We start from the raw sequence: 16,029 nt of genomic DNA on the forward strand, positions 1-16,029 counted from the left end.
GCACGGCGTTTATGTCACGTCCACGAGACTCCACGGGTCGTCGACATCGAACCACCCCCCTCACCTGCGTACTATCACGCCGCCTGCGACATACCCCCATGATCCGACAAACGCACCTGAAATGCCCGACTTTTTCGGTATTCCCACGTTCACTCAGAGATACGGTCTTTGCCGGGTTCGCTAGCCGGCCAGCAGGCCGCCGAGGAACAGCACCGCGCCGGCGACGATCCACGCGGCGACCCCCGTCCCCATGAGGCGGCCGAACGTGCGCGGGTCCTGCCGGGACGCCGGCACCAGCCAGGCGGCCAGCGTGGCGCAGGCGGCCGGCACGGCGAACACCCCAGACACCGCGCAGACCGCGCCGAGACGCCGGGAGCACGCCGCCGGGGACTCGCCGCCCGCGCAGAACGCCTCCAGCCCCCAACCGGCGAAGACCGACATCCCCCAGAGCGCCGCCAGCAGGAAGCTCGCGACCGTGGGGATCATCGGCGAGAGGACCAGGCGAAGCCGCGCCACCTTCCCTCCGTACCCCGCCGCGCGCCGGTAAATGCTTTGGAGGCGCCGCGCGGCCGCCGTTAAACTAGTCGATTCGCTGCCTTGACCACCTCCGTTTTCCAGCATGGGAGGCGCTTTCGCATGCCCACACATCAACTGGCTCCCGACATACCCTCCGACGTGCTCGCCGCCGAGCAGGCCCACCTGGCCGAGTCCAGGGCCGCGCTCAAGGCGATGCGGGCCCACGCCCAGTCGTTGTCGGCCGACGCGGCCGGCGACTGGGTCTCGCAGCAGATCCTCCAGTCGCTGCTGGACCAGCGCGTGGCCGCCCTGGCCGACCATCCGGACACCCCGCTGTTCTTCGGCCGCCTCGACCGCGAGGGCGGCGACGACCTGCCGGGCACCCTCTACGTCGGCCGCCGCCACGTGCACGACGGCACCAGCCGGCCGCTGGTCATCGACTGGCGCGCGCCGGTGTCCCGCGCGTTCTACCAGGCCAGCCCGGCCGACCCGATGGGCGTCGTCCGCCGCCGCCGCTTCGGCTACCACGGCGGCGCGCTGACCGCGTTCGAGGACGAGCCGCTCGGCGAGGGCGGCGAGGTCGGCCCCTCGAAGATCCTGACCGAGGAGATCGAACGCCCGCGCACCGGCCCGATGCGCGACATCGTGGCCACCATCCAGCCCGACCAGGACGAGATCGTCCGCGCGACGCTGGCCCAGACCGTGTGCGTCCAGGGCGCCCCCGGCACCGGGAAGACCGCCGTGGGCCTCCACCGGGCCGCGTACCTGCTGTTCACCCACCGCGAGCGGCTGGCCAGGTCGGGCGTGATGATCGTGGGCCCGAACCGGGCGTTCCTGTCCTACATCTCCTCCGTCCTGCCCGCGCTGGGCGAGGTCAAGGTCGACCAGACCACCGTGGCCGGGCTGCTCGGCGAGCACGCCGCCGAGGAGGACCCCATGGTCTCCGCGGTCAAGGGCGACGCCAGGATGGCCGCGGTGCTCGAACGGGCGCTGTGGATGCACATCGTCAAGCCCGAGGACGGCCTGGTGTTCACCAAGGGCGCCTACCGCTACCGGGTCGCCGACCACGAGGTGCGCGAGATGGTGGCCTCCCTGCGCGGCACCACCCGCTACTCGCCGGGGCGGGCCGCGCTGGCCCAGCGCCTGGCCCACCAGGTGCTCGTCCGGATGGAGCAGCGCGGCGAGTCGCCCGACGACCGGGTCCAGGACGCGGTGGCCAGGTCGAGGCCGGTCAAGCAGCTCGTCGACGCGGTGTGGCCGAAACTGACGCCGGAACAGGTCCTGCACCGCCTGTTGTCCGATCCGGAATTCCTCACAAAAGCCGCCAAAACTGATTTGTCGCCTGACGAGCAGGAAATGCTGCTTTGGCGGAAGCCTTATCGGAGCTGGAAGTCCGCCAAATGGTCGGCCGCCGACGCCGCGCTCCTCGACGAGCTGCGCGACCTCATGGAGCGCACCCCGTCCCTCGGCCACCTCGTCGTGGACGAGGCACAGGACCTGTCCGAGATGCAGCTGCGGGCGCTCGGCCGGCGCTGCCGCAACGGCTCGGCCACCGTGCTCGGCGACCTGGCCCAGGGCACCACGCCGTGGTCCACCACCTCGTGGGAGACCGTGCTGAAGCACCTCGGCCAGGACGAGGGCGAGGTGACCGAGCTGACGCTCGGCTTCCGCGTGCCGCGCGAGGTGCTCGACTACGCGGCCCGCCTGCTGCCCTCGATCGCCCCCGCGCTGGCCGCCCCGCGGTCGCTGCGTCCGGGCGCCGGCTCGCTCACGGTCCGGCCGGGCGGCACGGTCGCCGAGGCCGCCCGGGAGGTCCTGGCCAGGGAGGGCTCGATCGGGGTCATCGTCCCCGACGCGATGGTGGCGGCGGTCTCCGAGTCGCTGTCCGGCCTGCCGCACGCGGTGCTCGACCCCGACGCGACGCAGGAGCACCGCCTGCTGATCGTGCCCGCCACGCTCGCCAAGGGCCTGGAGTACGACCACGTGATCGTCGTGGAGCCGGCCGACATCGTCGAGGCCGAGCCCCGCGGCCTGGCCCGCCTGTACGTGGTCCTGACCCGCGCGGTCACCTCGCTCACGGTGCTGCACGACAGGCCGCTCCCGGCGCAGCTCGGAACCTGACGGAGGGCGGGCACGGCCGCTTCTAGGATGGCCTGAAGGAGCTGTCAACCTAGGAGGATGCCGTGCCCGCACCGCTTCCGCATGAACACCTGCCCCCGGTCCCCGCGCTCGTGGTGGAGAGCGACGACATCCGCGACGGCGAGCGGCTGAACGACCTCCACGTCTTCGACGACTGGGGGATGACCGGCGGGAACGTCTCGCCCCAGCTGCGCTGGTCGGGCGCGCCCGAGGGCACCCGCGGCTACGCCGTCACCTGCCACGACCCCGACGCCCCCACCGGCAGCGGCTTCTGGCACTGGGTGCTGTTCGACCTGCCCGGCGACACCACGGAGCTGCCCAGGGGCGCGGGCACCGGCCCCGACTTCAAGGGCCTGCCCGCCGGCGCGGTCCACGCCCGCAACGACTACGGCACCAAGGACTACGGCGGCGCCGCTCCCCCGCCCGGCGCCCCTCACCGCTACGTCTTCACGGTGCACGCGCTCGGGGTCGACGAGCTGGGCGTCGGCGGCGACGCGAGCCCGGCCGTGGTCGGCTTCAACATAACCGCCAACACGCTGGCCCGCGGCCACATCGTCGCGCACTTCGGCGTCTGAGACCGGCACAACACCGCGGCGAAGGCGCCCCGTTCGCGTTCGGGGCGCCTTCGCCGTGGTGCCGCGTCGGGTTCCGTACGCCCGGCGCCACCAGACGGGGTTCAGTCGCCCTGCACCAGCTCGTCCGCGAACGTGAAGTCCCCGGGGGCGTTGGACGACAGGTCCTCGCTCTCGCCGCCCGACTCGCCCTCGAAGGCGTCCGAGACGTCCTCACGCTCGCCCGACATGTCCTGCCCCTCCTCCGAGACGTCCTCACGCTCGCCGGACATGTCCTGACCCTCCTCCGAGACGTCGCCGCGCTCGCCGGACATGTCCACGCCCTCCTCCGAGGCGTCCCCGCGCTCGTCGGACCTCTCGTCGGCCTGGTCCGACGACCTGTCCTCGGCTTCCTCCGACGACCTGTCCTCGCCCTCCTCCGACATCTCCCCGCGCTCGTCCTGCGACGTCCACCTGGACGGCGAGGCGCAGTAGTCGCGGTCGTACAGTTCCAGGTAGCCCGCGCAGTAGGGCACGTCGACGTACTCCAGGGCCTCGTCCAGGTAACCGTGGTCGTCTGCCTGGGCGGGCATCGTCATGGCGGCCGCGGCGGCCAGCATGACGGCTCCGAGCCCGAGAACGCGCGCGGTGCGGGAATTCATGTAACTACTCCTTTGTGCGGTGAATCGTCACTTCGTTTCGTTACTGTCCGTAGTCAATAACTACTAAACGTGACGGGACCGGACACAACAAAAGGCGGCCGGATCCTTGGAGATCCGAACCGCCTTCTGATGCGTCAGCGACCAGGCGAGGCCTAGAAGTCCATGTCGCCGCCGCCGGGCATGCCGGCCGGAGCAGCAGGGGTCTTCTCGGGCTTCTCGGCGATGACGGCCTCGGTGGTGAGGAAGAGCGCCGCGATGGAGGCGGCGTTCTGCAGCGCGGAGCGCGTCACCTTGGCCGGGTCGATGATCCCGGACTCGAACATGTTGACGTACTCGCCGGAAGCGGCGTTGAGGCCCTCGCCCGGGGTCAGGTTGCGCACCTTCTCCACGACGACGCCGCCCTCGAGACCGGCGTTGACCGCGATCTGCTTGAGGGGCTCCTCAAGAGCCTTCTTCACGATCGCCGCGCCGGTGGCCTCGTCGCCGTTGAGCTCGAGCTTGTCGAACGCCTTGGCGCCGGCCTGCAGCAGCGCCACGCCACCGCCGGGGACGATGCCCTCCTCGACGGCCGCCTTGGCGTTGCGCACGGCGTCCTCGATGCGGTGCTTGCGCTCCTTGAGCTCGACCTCGGTCGCCGCGCCGGCCTTGATGACCGCCACGCCACCGGCCAGCTTGGCCAGGCGCTCCTGCAGCTTCTCACGGTCGTAGTCGGAGTCGGTGCGCTCGATCTCGGCGCGGATCTCGTTGACCCGGCCGGAGATCGCCTCGGCGTCACCGGCGCCGTCGACGATGGTGGTCTCGTCCTTGGTCACCACGACCTTGCGGGCGCGGCCGAGCAGGTCGAGGGTGGCGGTCTCGAGCTTGAGGCCGACCTCCTCGGCGATGACCTGACCGCCGGTCAGGATCGCGATGTCGCCCAGCATGGCCTTGCGGCGGTCGCCGAAGCCCGGGGCCTTGACGGCCACGGAGCGGAACAGGCCGCGGATCTTGTTGACCACCAGGGTCGCCAGGGCCTCGCCGTCGACGTCCTCGGCGATGATCAGCAGCGGCTTGCCGGACTGCACGACCTTGTCGAGCAGCGGCAGCAGGTCCTTGTTGGCCGAGACCTTGCTGTTGACGATCAGGATGTACGGGTCTTCGAGAACGGCCTCCATGCGGTCGGAGTCGGTCACGAAGTACATCGACGTCATGCCCTTGTCGAAGCGCATGCCCTCGGTGAGCTCAAGCTCAAGGCCGAAGGTGTTGCTCTCCTCGACGGTGATGACGCCTTCCTTGCCGACCTTGTCCATCGCCTCGGCGATGAGCGAGCCGATCTCGGGGTCGGCGGCGGAGATGGAGGCGGTGGAGGCGATCTGCTCCTTGGTCTCCACATCCTTGGCCAGCTTGGAGAGCTCCTCGCTGACCCGCTCGACGGCGGCCTCGATGCCCTTCTTCAGGGCCATCGGGTTGGCGCCGGCGGCCACGTTGCGCAGACCTTCGCGCACCAGAGCCTGGGCGAGCACGGTGGCCGTGGTGGTGCCGTCGCCGGCGACGTCGTCAGTCTTCTTGGCGACTTCCTTGACCAGCTCGGCGCCGATCTTCTCCCACGGGTCCTCGAGCTCGATCTCCTTGGCGATGGAGACGCCGTCGTTGGTGATCGTGGGAGCGCCCCACTTCTTCTCCAGCACGACGTTGCGCCCCTTGGGGCCCAAGGTCACCTTGACGGCGTCGGCGAGCTGGTTCATACCGCGCTCGAGACCGCGCCGGGCGTCCTCGTCAAACGCGATCATCTTGGCTGCCATAAGGCTAGACCTCCCAGATGCAGGGTGGCGTGTCCTGGACCGAGCCGACGCCCGCGACGGCATAGGCCTGCATCTCCGTTCGGCAGACCCCATCGTCTCGATCCGAGTTGTTGGCACTCTGCCACACAGAGTGCCAACGAACTGTTTAGCACTCTACCCTGCCGAGTGCAAGCCACGGGCACCCCACCCCAGCTCATCGGGCAGGTCATCGGGTGCGCCGGTTCGCACGGCGAGCCGCCCCTGAGGCGCGGCCCGCCGTGCGAAGCCGACGGAGGAAACAGTGGCGAGCCCGTACGGACTGCGCTGCCGCACGTCCCGCCTTGGTGCATACCAGCGAGGGTGAATCAGACCGTGCGGACGGACTCCGCCTGCGGCCCCTTCTGGCCCTGCGTGATCTCGAACTCGACGCGCTGTCCCTGTTCGAGAGAGCGGTACCCGTCCATCATGATCGCTGAGTAATGGACGAATACATCCTTACCACCGTCTACCGCGATGAAGCCGTAGCCCTTGTCCGCGTTGAACCACTTGACGGTGCCCTGCGCCACTTCCGACTCCTCTTACTGGGCTCGCAGATCTCGCCCATTCCTTCGCGAGACCCGTAATCGCATGACTTTTGGGAAAATCAGCCAGACGATCGCCCTCGACCATACCTGTGGCACGGGGTTTGGCAACAGAGTCAACCGACAAAACGCTAATTTCATCGAAGGCTGAGTCGTTCGAGGTTGAATTTGGTTCTAAAACAAGAAGGCGCCCACAAGGGGCGCCTTCAAGAGTCGGTGGTCCGGCGGTCAGCCGCCCGCGACGGCGGGGATGATGGAGATCTGAGTGCCTTCAGGGGCGGGAGTGTCCAGGCCCTCGGCGAAACGGACATCCTCATCACCAACGTATACGTTGACAAAACGACGAATCTTGCCCGATTCATCCAGAATTCTCGCGCCGATCCCCGGGTAGTCGGAGTCAAGCTTGGCGAGAACGTCACGAAGAGTCGCCCCTTCGCCACTCACCTCGGCGTTACCCCCGGTGTAAGTGCGCAGAATGGTGGGAATCCGCACAGAAACGCTCATGGTTTTTGTTGCCTTTCCTGGATTGTCAGACAGTCGCGCGGAACGCGTCGAGAGAGGGCCGGATCACGGCGGTGGGCCGCGCGTCGTCGCTGATCGCGTCGAGCGTCTTCAGGCCGTCGCCGGTGTTCAGGACCACCGTCTCGGCCTCGGGGTCGAGCCTGCCCGTCTCGACGAGCTTCTTCAGCACGCCCACCGTGACGCCGCCCGCGGTCTCGGCGAAGATGCCCTCGGTGGAGGCCAGGAGCTTGATGGCGGCGACGATCTCGGGGTCGGTGACGTCCTCGACGCCCCCGCCCGTGCGCCGGGCGATGTCCAGCACGTACGGCCCGTCGGCGGGGTTGCCGATGGCCAGCGACTTGGCGATCGTGTCCGGCTTGACCGGCTGGACGACGTCGTGCCCCGCCTTGTACGCCGTCGAGACCGGCGAGCACCCGGCCGCCTGGGCCCCGAACACCTTGTAGGGGGTGTCCTCGACCAGCCCGAGCGCGATCAGCTCCTTGAACCCCTTGTCGATCTTCGTGAGCTGGGAGCCGGAGGCGATGGGGATGACGATCTGCTCCGGCAGCCGCCAGCCGAGCTGCTCGGCGATCTCGTACGCGAGCGTCTTGGACCCTTCGGCGTAGTAGGGCCGCAGGTTGACGTTGACGAACCCCCACCGCTCGCCCAGCGGGTCGCCGATCAGCTCCGAACAGAACCGGTTGACCTCGTCGTACGTGCCGTCGATGCCGATCAGCCGGCCGCCGAACACCCGGGCCATGGCGATCTTGGCCGCTTCGAGGTCGGCCGGGATGAACACGCACGCGTCGAGGCCGGCCCGCGCGGCGGCGGCGGTGACCGCGCCGGCGAGGTTGCCCGTGGAGGAGCAGGAGAGCGTGTGGAAACCGAAGTTCCTGGCCGCCTCGACGGCGATGGCGACCACCCGGTCCTTGAAGGAGTGGGTGGGGTTGCCCGAGTCGTCCTTCACGAACAGGGACCGGATGCCGAGCGCCTTGCCGAGGTTGCCGGCCTTGACCAGCTTCGTCCAGCCCGGGTTCATGTTGGGCTTGCTCGCCACGTCGGCGGGGACCGGGAGCAGGGAGCGGTAGCGCCAGATGTTGGCGGGGCCGGACTCGATGTCCGCGCGGGTCACCTGGCCGAAGGAGTAGGCCGCTTCGAGCGGCCCGAAACACTCCAGGCAGGCGAAGCTGGGACCCAGGGGGTAGCGCGTGCCGCACTCGCGGCAGGACAGAGCGACGGCAGGACCAAAGTCGAGCGACATGAAGCGAGGCCTTCCCTCATCTTCGCCCGCGGCCACCTTGACCGCGAACCGGAATTGGCACCTTGTCCCGGTCGGCCTCGCCAGGTCGCGAGCACAAGCCGGGAGGGTTGCCGGGGCTTCGCAGGGCCGGTCCCTCCACCCCTCTGGATGAGCAATATTCAGTTGTCGAAAAGGACTCTACCTTCTCAAGTGGCGGAAACAACCACCCGTCTCACCATGCGAGAGGACGCGTCTCACCGATAGTCCTCCCCGAGGACTCCCTGCACGTACTTGCGGGCCTGGTGGATGCGGGACTTGGCGGTGCCGAGCGGGATGTTGAGCTGCTCGGCCACCTCGTTGTAGTCGAGCTGGACGATGTCGCGCAGCACCAGCGCCTGGGCCAGGTCGGGCTTGTCGGCCTCCAGCGCCTCCATCGCGTCGAGCAGGTCGAGCCGCGAGCCGGCGATCACGCTGACCCGCCGCGCGTCGGGCTTCTGCATCGGCAGCTCCTCCGACGTCTGCTCGGCGGCCCTGCGCTTCAGCGAGCGGTACGTGGTGCGCGCGCAGTTGGCGGTCACGATGTGCAGCCAGGTGCTGAACCTGGCCCGCCCCTCGAACCGGCCGATGTTGCGCGCCACGGCCAGCAGAGTGTCCTGCGAGGCTTCTTCCGCGTCCTGGTGATAGGGCAGGATCCGGGCGCAGTGGCGCATCACGTCAGGCTCGATCCTGGCCAGGAGCTCGCCGAGCGCGCGATGGTCTCCGGCCGCGGCCGAGCGGGCGAGTTCCTCGGTTAGCTCATCTAGCGCCATAGCTGGGATCCTATGGGCGAAGGGAGCCCAAATGAACAGCGTTCTCGTGGCGTCCAACCGCGGGCCGGTCTCCTTCACCGTCGACGACGACGGTGAGCTGACCATGAAACGCGGTGGTGGCGGCCTCGTCTCGGGCCTGTCGGGGGTGGCCAAGGAGCACGGCGTGCTGTGGGTGTGCGCCGCGCTGTCCGACGGCGACCGCAGCGCCGTGCGCCTGGCCCCGGGGGGCCGGCTCGACCGCTGCGGCTACGACACGGGCGCCCTGCGGATGCTCGACATCCCTGCGGCCACCTTCCACCGCGCCTACAACGCCGTGGCCAACTCGACCCTGTGGTTCGTCAACCACCTGCTGTACGACATCCCCAACTCCCCCAGTTTCGGCACCAAGTTCCGGCGCGAGTGGGAGTCCTACCGCGACTACAACGGCGCGTTCGCGCTGGCGCTGGCCGAGGAGGCCGGGCACGGCGCGCGCGTGATGGTCCAGGACTACCACCTGACGCTCACCCCGGCGATGCTCCGCGCCGAGCGGCCCGACCTGCGCATCGCCCACTTCAGCCACACGCCGTGGGCCCCTCCCGAGTACTTCTCCCTGCTGCCCGACGCGGTGACCAGGGAGGTGCTCGACGGCATCCTGGGGGCCGACCACGCGGGCTTCCTCACCGCCCGGTGGGCGGCGGCGTTCATGGACTGCTGCGAGGCGCTGCTGGGCGCGCGGGTGGACCGCGCGGCCGGCACGGTCGCCCACGAGGGCAGGACGACCCGCGTCGGCGTGCACAGCCTGGGCGTGGACGGCGCGGCACTGTGGGCGCGGGCCTGCGAGCCCGACGTCGAGTCGCACATGGCCGCGCTGGCCGAGCAGGTGGCCGGACGCCGGCTGATCGTCCGCATCGACCGCACCGAGCTGTCCAAGAACATCGTGCGCGGGCTGCTGGCCTACCGGGAGTTCCTGGCCGCCCATCCGGAGTGGCACGGCAAGGTGGTCCACCTGGCCTTCGCCTACCCCAGCCGGCACGACCTGCCCGAATACCGCGAGTACACCGCGTCGGTGCAGCGCTGCGCGCGCGAGATCGAGGACGAGTACGCCACCGAGGACTGGGACCCGGTCATCCTCAACGTCAACGACGACTACCCGCGCTCGCTGGCCGCCTACCGGCTGGCCGACGTGCTGCTGGTCAACCCCATCCGCGACGGCATGAACCTGGTCGCCAAGGAGGGGCCGGTCCTGTCGCCGCGCTGCGCCCTGGTGCTCTCGCGCGAGGCGGGGGCGGCCGCCGAGCTGGGCCCGTACGCGCTGGTGGTCAACCCCTACGACGTGAGCGGCACGGCGGACGCGCTGTACGAGGCGCTGGTGATGCCCGAGGACGAACGCCGGCGGCGCCGCGACCGGCTGCACGAGGCGGCCACCGCACTGCCGCCGCACAAGTGGCTGGAATCCCAACTCGACGCCCTGCTTTAACATGAGAAGTCGGGTTCACTGCCAATGACGGAGGCTGCCGGGTGTCGACGGTCTCAGTGCCCATCAGACTCGTCCGGGACCGTCCGACCTGGCTCATCTACTTCCTGCTCGGCACGTTCGCCACGTTCGTGTACGGCCTGAGCGCCGCCCTCCCGCTGCTGCGCGCCGACCAGCGCACCACGGCCACCGTCGCCGGGCTGCACGGCACCGCCATGGCGGTCGGGACGATCGGCGCCGGGCTCGCGCTGCCCCTGCTCACCAGGCTGCTCGGCCGGCGCTCGACGTGCTGGCTCGGCCTGGCCGGGATGAACGCCGGCGTGCTGCTGGTCATGGCCGGCTCCGCGCTGCCCCTGACGCTGCTCGGCTACGGCGTGGCCGGCGGTTTCGGCTCGGTCATGCTCTACGCGGCGATGGCCGAGCTCAGCGACCACCACGGGGCCGCGGGGCCGGCCGCGCTCAGCGAGGCCAACGCCGTGGGCGTGCTGGTGGGGATGGTGGCGACGTTCGTGCTCAGCCAGGTGGCGCAGAGCGCGCTCGGCTGGCGGGCCGCCCTGCTGGTCACCCCGGCCGTCAGCGCCCTGCTGGCGCTGTCGCTGGGCCGCTCCTGGCCCGCGCCCCGGCGGGCCGGCGGAGGGCGGGCCGGCGCGGTCGCCGGGGCGGTCGTCCCGGCGCGGGAGGGCGGCGGGTGGCGCTTCCATCTGGCCGGGGGCGTGCTGTTCTGCTGCGTGGCGCTGGAGTTCACGTTCAACCTGTGGGCCGCCGACCTGTTCGCCCTCAGGACGGGCGTGCCGGCGGCCGTCGCGGCGACCGGGCTGACGGCGTTCGTCTGCGGCATGGCGGCGGGCAGGTTCGCGGGCGCGCAGCTCGCGCTGCGGCTGCCGGCCACGCCGCTGCTGGCCGGCGCTCTGGGGCTGATGGCCCTCGGCTGGGTGCTGTTCTGGGCGAGCACCGCGCCGATCCTGTCGTACGCGGGGCTGGCGCTGAGCGGACTGGGCGCGTCGCTGCAGTTCCCGCTCGCGCTGAGCACGCTGATCGCCGCCTCCGGCGACCGGGCGGACCGGGCGGCGGCCGCCTCGCCCGTGTGGGCGGGCGCCGCCATGGCGATCGGCCCGCTGCTGCTCGGCGCGCTGGCCGACGGCTACGGCACCGGGAACGCGTTCCTGCTGGTGCCCGTGGTCATCGGCCTGGCGGTCGCCGGGGTGCTCATCTCCAGTCGGCGTACTTGAGCGTGTCGGCCAGGCCGGGGGTGTCCCACTGGTCGACGACGAGGATCCCGCTCTTCGGCAGGTACCACTCGCGCTGCGTGAAGCGGGCCTTGACGCCGCCGCCCGAGTAGCTGACGCACGTGGCCTGCCAGGCGTTGTAGGCGGCCTTGTGCCCGGCCCCCATCTGCCGGTAGCCCCTGGTGACCTTGGGGCCGACGACCTCGCCCCACTTGCGGTTGATCGGGCAGGGCTGCACGTCGCTGGCCGGATAGTACGGGTCCTTGCCCGTGTAGGGCCCGAACCCCTCGGCGCCCCGCTTGATCGCGGCGGGACCGAGGACGTAGAACGCGTCGCACTCCGGCGAGCCCCAGCCCTGCGGCTTGGCGCACCGCCCGGTGACCACCTGGACGACGTCGCCGCCCTTGCGGTGGACCACCCACTCGATCGGGATGTAGAGCGTCAGGCCGCCGCGCAGCCTGAGCTGCTGGGCGGGGGCGGCGGAGGCGGCGCCGGGGACGGCCAGCACGGCGGCCAGGGTGGCCAGAGCCGCGGCCGAGGCGGCGGCGAGAGATCGTCGTGACATGCGCACCAACGTAGGACCCGCCACTTGCAGCCCAATCACGAACGGCTGAAAGCCGCGAGCCGGCCCAGACGGCGCAAGGCCGCGAGCCGGCTCACGAACGGCTGGACCTTAGGGACGGGTGAAGGCCGTCGTCAGCTCCCGCAGCAGCGCCACCACGCCGTCGGGCCCGTCGACCACGATGTCGGCCCGCTCGGCCAGCGCGGTCACCTCGGCCGAGCCGCTGCACACGGTCACGCCGGGCAGCCCCGAGGCGCGTACGGCGTCGAAGGCGGCCAGGTCGCCGAGGTCGTCGCCGACGAACATGACGGACCTGGCGTCCCGCTCGGCCAGGAACAGCCCGAGCGCGTGGCCCTTGTCCATGCCGGGCGGGCGCAGCTCCAGGACCATGCGTCCCGGCTCGATCACCAGGCCGTGTCTCCCGGCCAGCTCGGCCAGCGGCTCGCGCAGCGCGGCGAGCGCGCCCTCGGGGTCGGGGGCGCGCCTGGTGTGCACGGCCACCGCCCTGCCCTTGTCCTCGATCACCACGCCGTGCAGGCCGAGCGCGTCGAGCAGCAGGGGCAGCTCGGCCCGCACGCGCGGCACGCCGGGCGGCGGCGGCGGCGCCGAGACGCGTCCGTGCTCCCACCGTTCGAAGCCGTAGTGGCCGAGCACCACGAGGCCGGGCACGTCGGCCAGGCCGGGCCCGAGTTCGAGCGCGGTGGCCGCCGGCCTGCCGGTCACGATGGCCACGGCGCCGACGTGCGCGCCCAGGTCGGCGAGCACGGCGGGGGCCTCGGGGTGGATCTTGGCGGAGGCGGGATCGGGCACGATCGGCGACAGGGTTCCGTCGAAGTCGAGCCCGATCACGGCGCCGGACGGATCTTTAAGGATCGCTTCCATACCAGGGATGTTCCTCACGCGGCTGCCGTACCCAGCCGGTCAGGGACGCATGCCGAGCCGTCTCGCCGCACGGTCGCGCTGACGGGTTGAGCGCAACCTTCGCAACCGTTTGACCAGCATCGGGTCCTGCTCCAGCGCCTCCGGTCTGTCGATCAACTCGCCGAGCAACTGGTAGTAGCGGGTGGCCGAGAACCCGAAGGTCTCCTTGATGGCCTGCTCCTTGGCGCCCGCGTGCCGCCACCATTGGCGTTCGAAGGCGAGGAGTTCGAGATCGCGGTCGTTGAGGGATGTCCGGGACGGTTCCTGGGCAGCACTGTCACCGCTGAGCGGTGCTCCCATGATGTCCTCCTCGGGAAGGGGCGTGCGACGATCACATCGCACGCTTCGCGGCCCGTGGCCAATCGTAATGTGCGATCTGCGGCTGTTCACGGCGGATTGCCGGACGTACAGTCACGAAATGTGACCCCAGTCATCACGCTCCTCACGGACTACGGGCTCGAAGACGGCTATGTGGCCGCCTGCCACGGAGTGATCGCCGGGATCGCGCCCGAGGCGCGGGTGATCGACGTGTGCCACCTCGTCCCGTCCGGCGACGTACGGCGGGGCGCGGCGATCCTCGCCCAGACCATCCCCTACCTGCCTGAGGGCGTCCACATCGGCGCGGTCGATCCCGGCGTGGGCGGCGCGCGGCGGTCGGTGGCGGTCGAGGCGGGCGGCCGGGTGTTCGTCGGCCCCGACAACGGGCTGCTGTCCTGGGCGGTGCACGCCAGCGGCGGCGCGCGGGCCGCGTACGCGCTCAGCAACGAGGAGCTCTTCCTGCGGCCGGTGTCGCCGACCTTCCACGGCCGGGACGTCTTCGCGCCGGTCGCCGGGCGGCTGGCCGGCGGCCTGGACCCGGCCGAGCTGGGCCCCCGGGTGCCGGTCGAGCGGCTGGTCACGCTGCCCGCGCCGACCTCGCTGCTGCGGGAGGGCTCGGTCGAGGGCGAGGTCGTCTCGGTCGACCGCTACGGCAACACGCAGCTGTCGATCGCGGCCGGCGACCTGCAGGCGCTGGGCGTCCAGGTGGGCGACACGCTGGGGGTGTGGCTCGGGCGGCGGCAGCTCGCGATGCCCTTCCGGGCGACGTTCGCGGCGGTGCCGCCGGGCGAGCTGGTGGCGTTCACGGACTCGGCGGGGCTGATCGCCATCGCGGTCAACTACGGCGACGCGGCGCAGCGGCTGGGGCTCCCACCTGGGGCGCATGTCCGACTTTCGCCGACACCCTAGGGCGAATGGCCGCATAACGTCAATTACTCCGCGTATCGGCCTGTTTACCGAAGCGTCGGAACGAATCATCGTCGGCGTGCCAGAATGCACGGCAGATCGGGCGTCCCTCCCCTCCCGTTCGAGGTTGACGTGTACCAACTGTCCGTCGTGCTGCTCTCCATCCTGTCCGTGTTCTGGCCGCAGGCCGACGCGCCCGTGCCGGAGCGCTGGCACGCCTGGCCGGTGACGCGGATCTTCCCCCTGGTCGTGCCGGGCCTCAGCCCGTCGGGGGCCAGGGTGACGTACGTGCTGGCGGGCGTGGCTCCCGAGGCGCCGTGCCGGGTGGCGTTCCAGCCCGCCGCGGTGCGGCCCGGCTGCCTGACCGCCCTGCGGGCCACGTACGCCGACAGCACCCAGACGTACGTGGCCACCGTCGGCATCGCCGTGCTCGGCGGGCCGGGCCCCGGGACGTACCGCGGGGCGCGCCCGGCCACCGTGCGGCCCGTCGCCTTCCCCGGCGGGCCTGCCGAGCGGTTCGGCCGGCGGCAGTACGTCACCGGGGCGGTGGCCGGGACGGGTGACCCCTACCTGGTGGCGACGGCCGCGGGGTACGCCGACGGGCGGGCGTACCGGCCGGGCGACCGCGCCGCGCCGCGGCTGCGCGCGGTCGCGCGGCAACTCGCCGAGGCGTTGTACCGGGCGCTGACCCGATGAGGGTGCTCGCGTCCCTGCTGCCGGCTCTGATCCTGGCGGCCGGGGTCGCGGGCGTGGCGTCCAGCGCCACCGACGACGTGCGGACGGCGGCCTCCCCGAGCGTCCCCGGCGGTGTGGGGGCGGCCGCGCGGGCCCGGCAGTGGCAGCTCGGAGCGCTGCGCGCGCCCAAGGCCTGGAGGGAGAGCCGGGGCGCGGGCGTGCTGGTGGCCGTGCTGGACACCGGCGTGAACGGCCGCCACCCCGACCTGCGGGGGGCCGTCACCCAGGGCCCCGACCTGACCGGCGCGCCCCCGCGGCTCTGGGGGCACCACGGCACCGCCATGGCCGGCCTGATCGCCGGCCGCGGGCACGGCCGGGGGCGCGCGGAGGGCGTGGTCGGCGTGGCCCCCGCGGCGCGGGTGTTGTCGATCAGGGTCACCCTGGAGAACACCGACCCGCTGCGCGCCGAGCAGCGCGCCGGCCGCCGCGACGCCCTGGCCGCCGGCATCAGGTACGCGGCCGACCACGGCGCGGACGTGATCAGCATGTCCCTCGGCGGCGGCAGCGGCGCGTGGGAGGGCTCGGCGGCCGAGGAGGAGGCCGTGCAGTACGCGCTCGCCCGCGGCGCGGTCCTGGTGGCCTCGGCGGGCAACGACGGCGACACGGCCAACAGGAAGAACTTCCCCGCCGCCTACCCGGGCGTGATCGCCGTGGGCGCGGTGGACCGGCGGCTCAGGGTGGCGCCCTTCTCCAACCGCCAGGACTACCTGTCGGTGGTCGCGCCGGGCAAGGACGTCGTCACGGCCGACGGCGGCGACGGGTACGTGGTGGGCGACGGCACCAGCTCGGCGGCGGCCATGGTCGCGGGCGTGGCGGCCCTGGTGCGGTCGGCCCGTCCGGAGCTGTCGCCGTACCAGGTGCGCACGGCCATCGAACGCGGCACCAGGAGACGGCCCGCGGGCGGCCACAGCCCCGCCTACGGGCACGGGGTGGCCGACGCGCCGCTCGCCCTGCGGGAGGCCCGGCGGCTGGCCCACGGAAGGGTCTCACCGGTCGCCCGGCCCGGCCCGTACTTCGGGCGGGGCCCGGCCCGGCCGCCCGCCTCCAGGGCGCCGGTCGTGGCCGGGATGGTGGTGCTGGCGGCGGCCATGTCGGCACGGGTGGTCGCGACCCGGCGGCGGCGCCGGAGGGATTCACCCTAGCAAGCGC

The 16,029-nt window shown here is 71.5% G+C and carries 17 protein-coding genes and 1 riboswitch; of the genes, 7 read left to right on the forward strand and 10 right to left on the reverse strand.

The window, feature by feature from the left end; all coding sequences use genetic code 11:
* Positions 1–180: 180 nt before the first annotated feature.
* On the reverse strand, positions 181–516 hold the full coding sequence (locus tag ACIBQ6_RS35535; RefSeq protein ID WP_397217309.1) for a hypothetical protein: 336 nt from the start codon (positions 514–516) through the stop codon (positions 181–183).
* A 120-nt stretch (positions 517–636) separates the two neighbouring features.
* Here ACIBQ6_RS35535 and ACIBQ6_RS35540 point away from each other — a divergent pair, with 120 nt between their 5' ends.
* Both ACIBQ6_RS35540 and ACIBQ6_RS35545 read left to right on the forward strand, forming a co-directional pair.
* Positions 637–2,637 carry a HelD family protein gene (locus tag ACIBQ6_RS35540; protein WP_397161681.1) on the forward strand — a complete coding sequence of 667 codons (2,001 nt, stop codon included), beginning with the start codon at positions 637–639 and terminating at the stop codon, positions 2,635–2,637.
* Between the two features lie 62 nt (positions 2,638–2,699).
* Positions 2,700–3,230, forward strand: coding sequence for a YbhB/YbcL family Raf kinase inhibitor-like protein (locus ACIBQ6_RS35545; RefSeq protein ID WP_397217311.1), 531 nt, complete (start codon positions 2,700–2,702; stop codon positions 3,228–3,230).
* Positions 3,231–3,331: 101 nt separating this feature from the next.
* Here ACIBQ6_RS35545 and ACIBQ6_RS35550 read toward each other — a convergent pair whose 3' ends face one another.
* The 6 genes from ACIBQ6_RS35550 to ACIBQ6_RS35575 all read right to left on the reverse strand — a co-directional run bounded on the left by ACIBQ6_RS35550 (position 3,332) and on the right by ACIBQ6_RS35575 (position 8,759).
* Entirely contained in the window at positions 3,332–3,868 is a 537-nt protein-coding gene (locus tag ACIBQ6_RS35550) for a hypothetical protein (protein ID WP_397217313.1), read from the reverse strand.
* 152 nt (positions 3,869–4,020) lie between these two features.
* The gene (gene groL / locus ACIBQ6_RS35555; RefSeq protein WP_357696638.1) at positions 4,021–5,649 is read right to left on the reverse strand and encodes a chaperonin GroEL; all 1,629 of its coding nucleotides are present in this window, start codon (positions 5,647–5,649) and stop codon (positions 4,021–4,023) included.
* A gap of 344 nt (positions 5,650–5,993) precedes the next feature.
* Entirely contained in the window at positions 5,994–6,194 is a 201-nt protein-coding gene (locus ACIBQ6_RS35560; RefSeq protein WP_106250594.1) for a cold-shock protein, read from the reverse strand.
* A gap of 243 nt (positions 6,195–6,437) precedes the next feature.
* Positions 6,438–6,713: a MoaD/ThiS family protein gene (locus ACIBQ6_RS35565; protein ID WP_352361720.1), complete on the reverse strand. Its 276-nt coding sequence runs from the start codon at positions 6,711–6,713 to the stop codon at positions 6,438–6,440.
* A 25-nt stretch (positions 6,714–6,738) separates the two neighbouring features.
* On the reverse strand, positions 6,739–7,971 hold the full coding sequence (thrC, locus tag ACIBQ6_RS35570) for a threonine synthase (RefSeq protein ID WP_358298739.1): 1,233 nt from the start codon (positions 7,969–7,971) through the stop codon (positions 6,739–6,741).
* A 13-nt stretch (positions 7,972–7,984) separates the two neighbouring features.
* A riboswitch (SAM riboswitch) is annotated at positions 7,985–8,125 on the reverse strand.
* Between the two features lie 79 nt (positions 8,126–8,204).
* Positions 8,205–8,759 (reverse strand): RNA polymerase sigma factor, encoded by a 555-nt coding sequence (locus tag ACIBQ6_RS35575; protein ID WP_189654051.1) that lies wholly within the window; start codon positions 8,757–8,759, stop codon positions 8,205–8,207.
* Positions 8,760–8,790: 31 nt separating this feature from the next.
* Here ACIBQ6_RS35575 and ACIBQ6_RS35580 point away from each other — a divergent pair, with 31 nt between their 5' ends.
* Both ACIBQ6_RS35580 and ACIBQ6_RS35585 read left to right on the forward strand, forming a co-directional pair.
* Positions 8,791–10,215: a trehalose-6-phosphate synthase gene (locus ACIBQ6_RS35580; protein WP_397217315.1), complete on the forward strand. Its 1,425-nt coding sequence runs from the start codon at positions 8,791–8,793 to the stop codon at positions 10,213–10,215.
* 41 nt (positions 10,216–10,256) lie between these two features.
* Positions 10,257–11,441: an MFS transporter gene (locus ACIBQ6_RS35585; protein ID WP_397217317.1), complete on the forward strand. Its 1,185-nt coding sequence runs from the start codon at positions 10,257–10,259 to the stop codon at positions 11,439–11,441.
* Here the strand turns inward: ACIBQ6_RS35585 and ACIBQ6_RS35590 are convergent.
* From ACIBQ6_RS35590 to ACIBQ6_RS35600, 3 genes are all read right to left on the reverse strand, one after another.
* A complete protein-coding gene (locus tag ACIBQ6_RS35590) occupies positions 11,419–12,003 on the reverse strand; it encodes a hypothetical protein (RefSeq protein ID WP_397217319.1) in 585 nt (194 codons plus the stop codon). The genes ACIBQ6_RS35585 and ACIBQ6_RS35590 overlap by 23 nt on opposite strands.
* A 108-nt stretch (positions 12,004–12,111) precedes the next feature.
* Positions 12,112–12,882, reverse strand: coding sequence for a trehalose-phosphatase (gene otsB, locus ACIBQ6_RS35595; RefSeq protein WP_358298733.1), 771 nt, complete (start codon positions 12,880–12,882; stop codon positions 12,112–12,114).
* A gap of 39 nt (positions 12,883–12,921) precedes the next feature.
* Positions 12,922–13,221, reverse strand: coding sequence for a DUF3263 domain-containing protein (locus ACIBQ6_RS35600; RefSeq protein WP_352320870.1), 300 nt, complete (start codon positions 13,219–13,221; stop codon positions 12,922–12,924).
* A gap of 120 nt (positions 13,222–13,341) precedes the next feature.
* Between ACIBQ6_RS35600 and ACIBQ6_RS35605 the strand changes: the two genes are divergently transcribed.
* The 3 genes from ACIBQ6_RS35605 (at position 13,342) to ACIBQ6_RS35615 (ending at position 16,022) form a co-directional block, all read left to right on the forward strand.
* Positions 13,342–14,148 (forward strand): SAM-dependent chlorinase/fluorinase, encoded by an 807-nt coding sequence (locus tag ACIBQ6_RS35605; protein ID WP_358298731.1) that lies wholly within the window; start codon positions 13,342–13,344, stop codon positions 14,146–14,148.
* A 129-nt stretch (positions 14,149–14,277) separates the two neighbouring features.
* Positions 14,278–14,841, forward strand: a complete 564-nt coding sequence (locus ACIBQ6_RS35610) for a hypothetical protein (RefSeq protein ID WP_358298730.1) — start codon at positions 14,278–14,280, stop codon at positions 14,839–14,841.
* Positions 14,838–16,022 (forward strand): S8 family serine peptidase, encoded by a 1,185-nt coding sequence (locus tag ACIBQ6_RS35615; protein WP_397217322.1) that lies wholly within the window; start codon positions 14,838–14,840, stop codon positions 16,020–16,022. The genes ACIBQ6_RS35610 and ACIBQ6_RS35615 overlap by 4 nt, the downstream gene beginning before the upstream one ends.
* Positions 16,023–16,029: the final 7 nt, after the last annotated feature.

Origin of the sequence: Nonomuraea sp. NPDC049655, assembly GCF_044465465.1 — a bacterium.
Lineage (GTDB): Bacteria > Actinomycetota > Actinomycetes > Streptosporangiales > Streptosporangiaceae > Nonomuraea.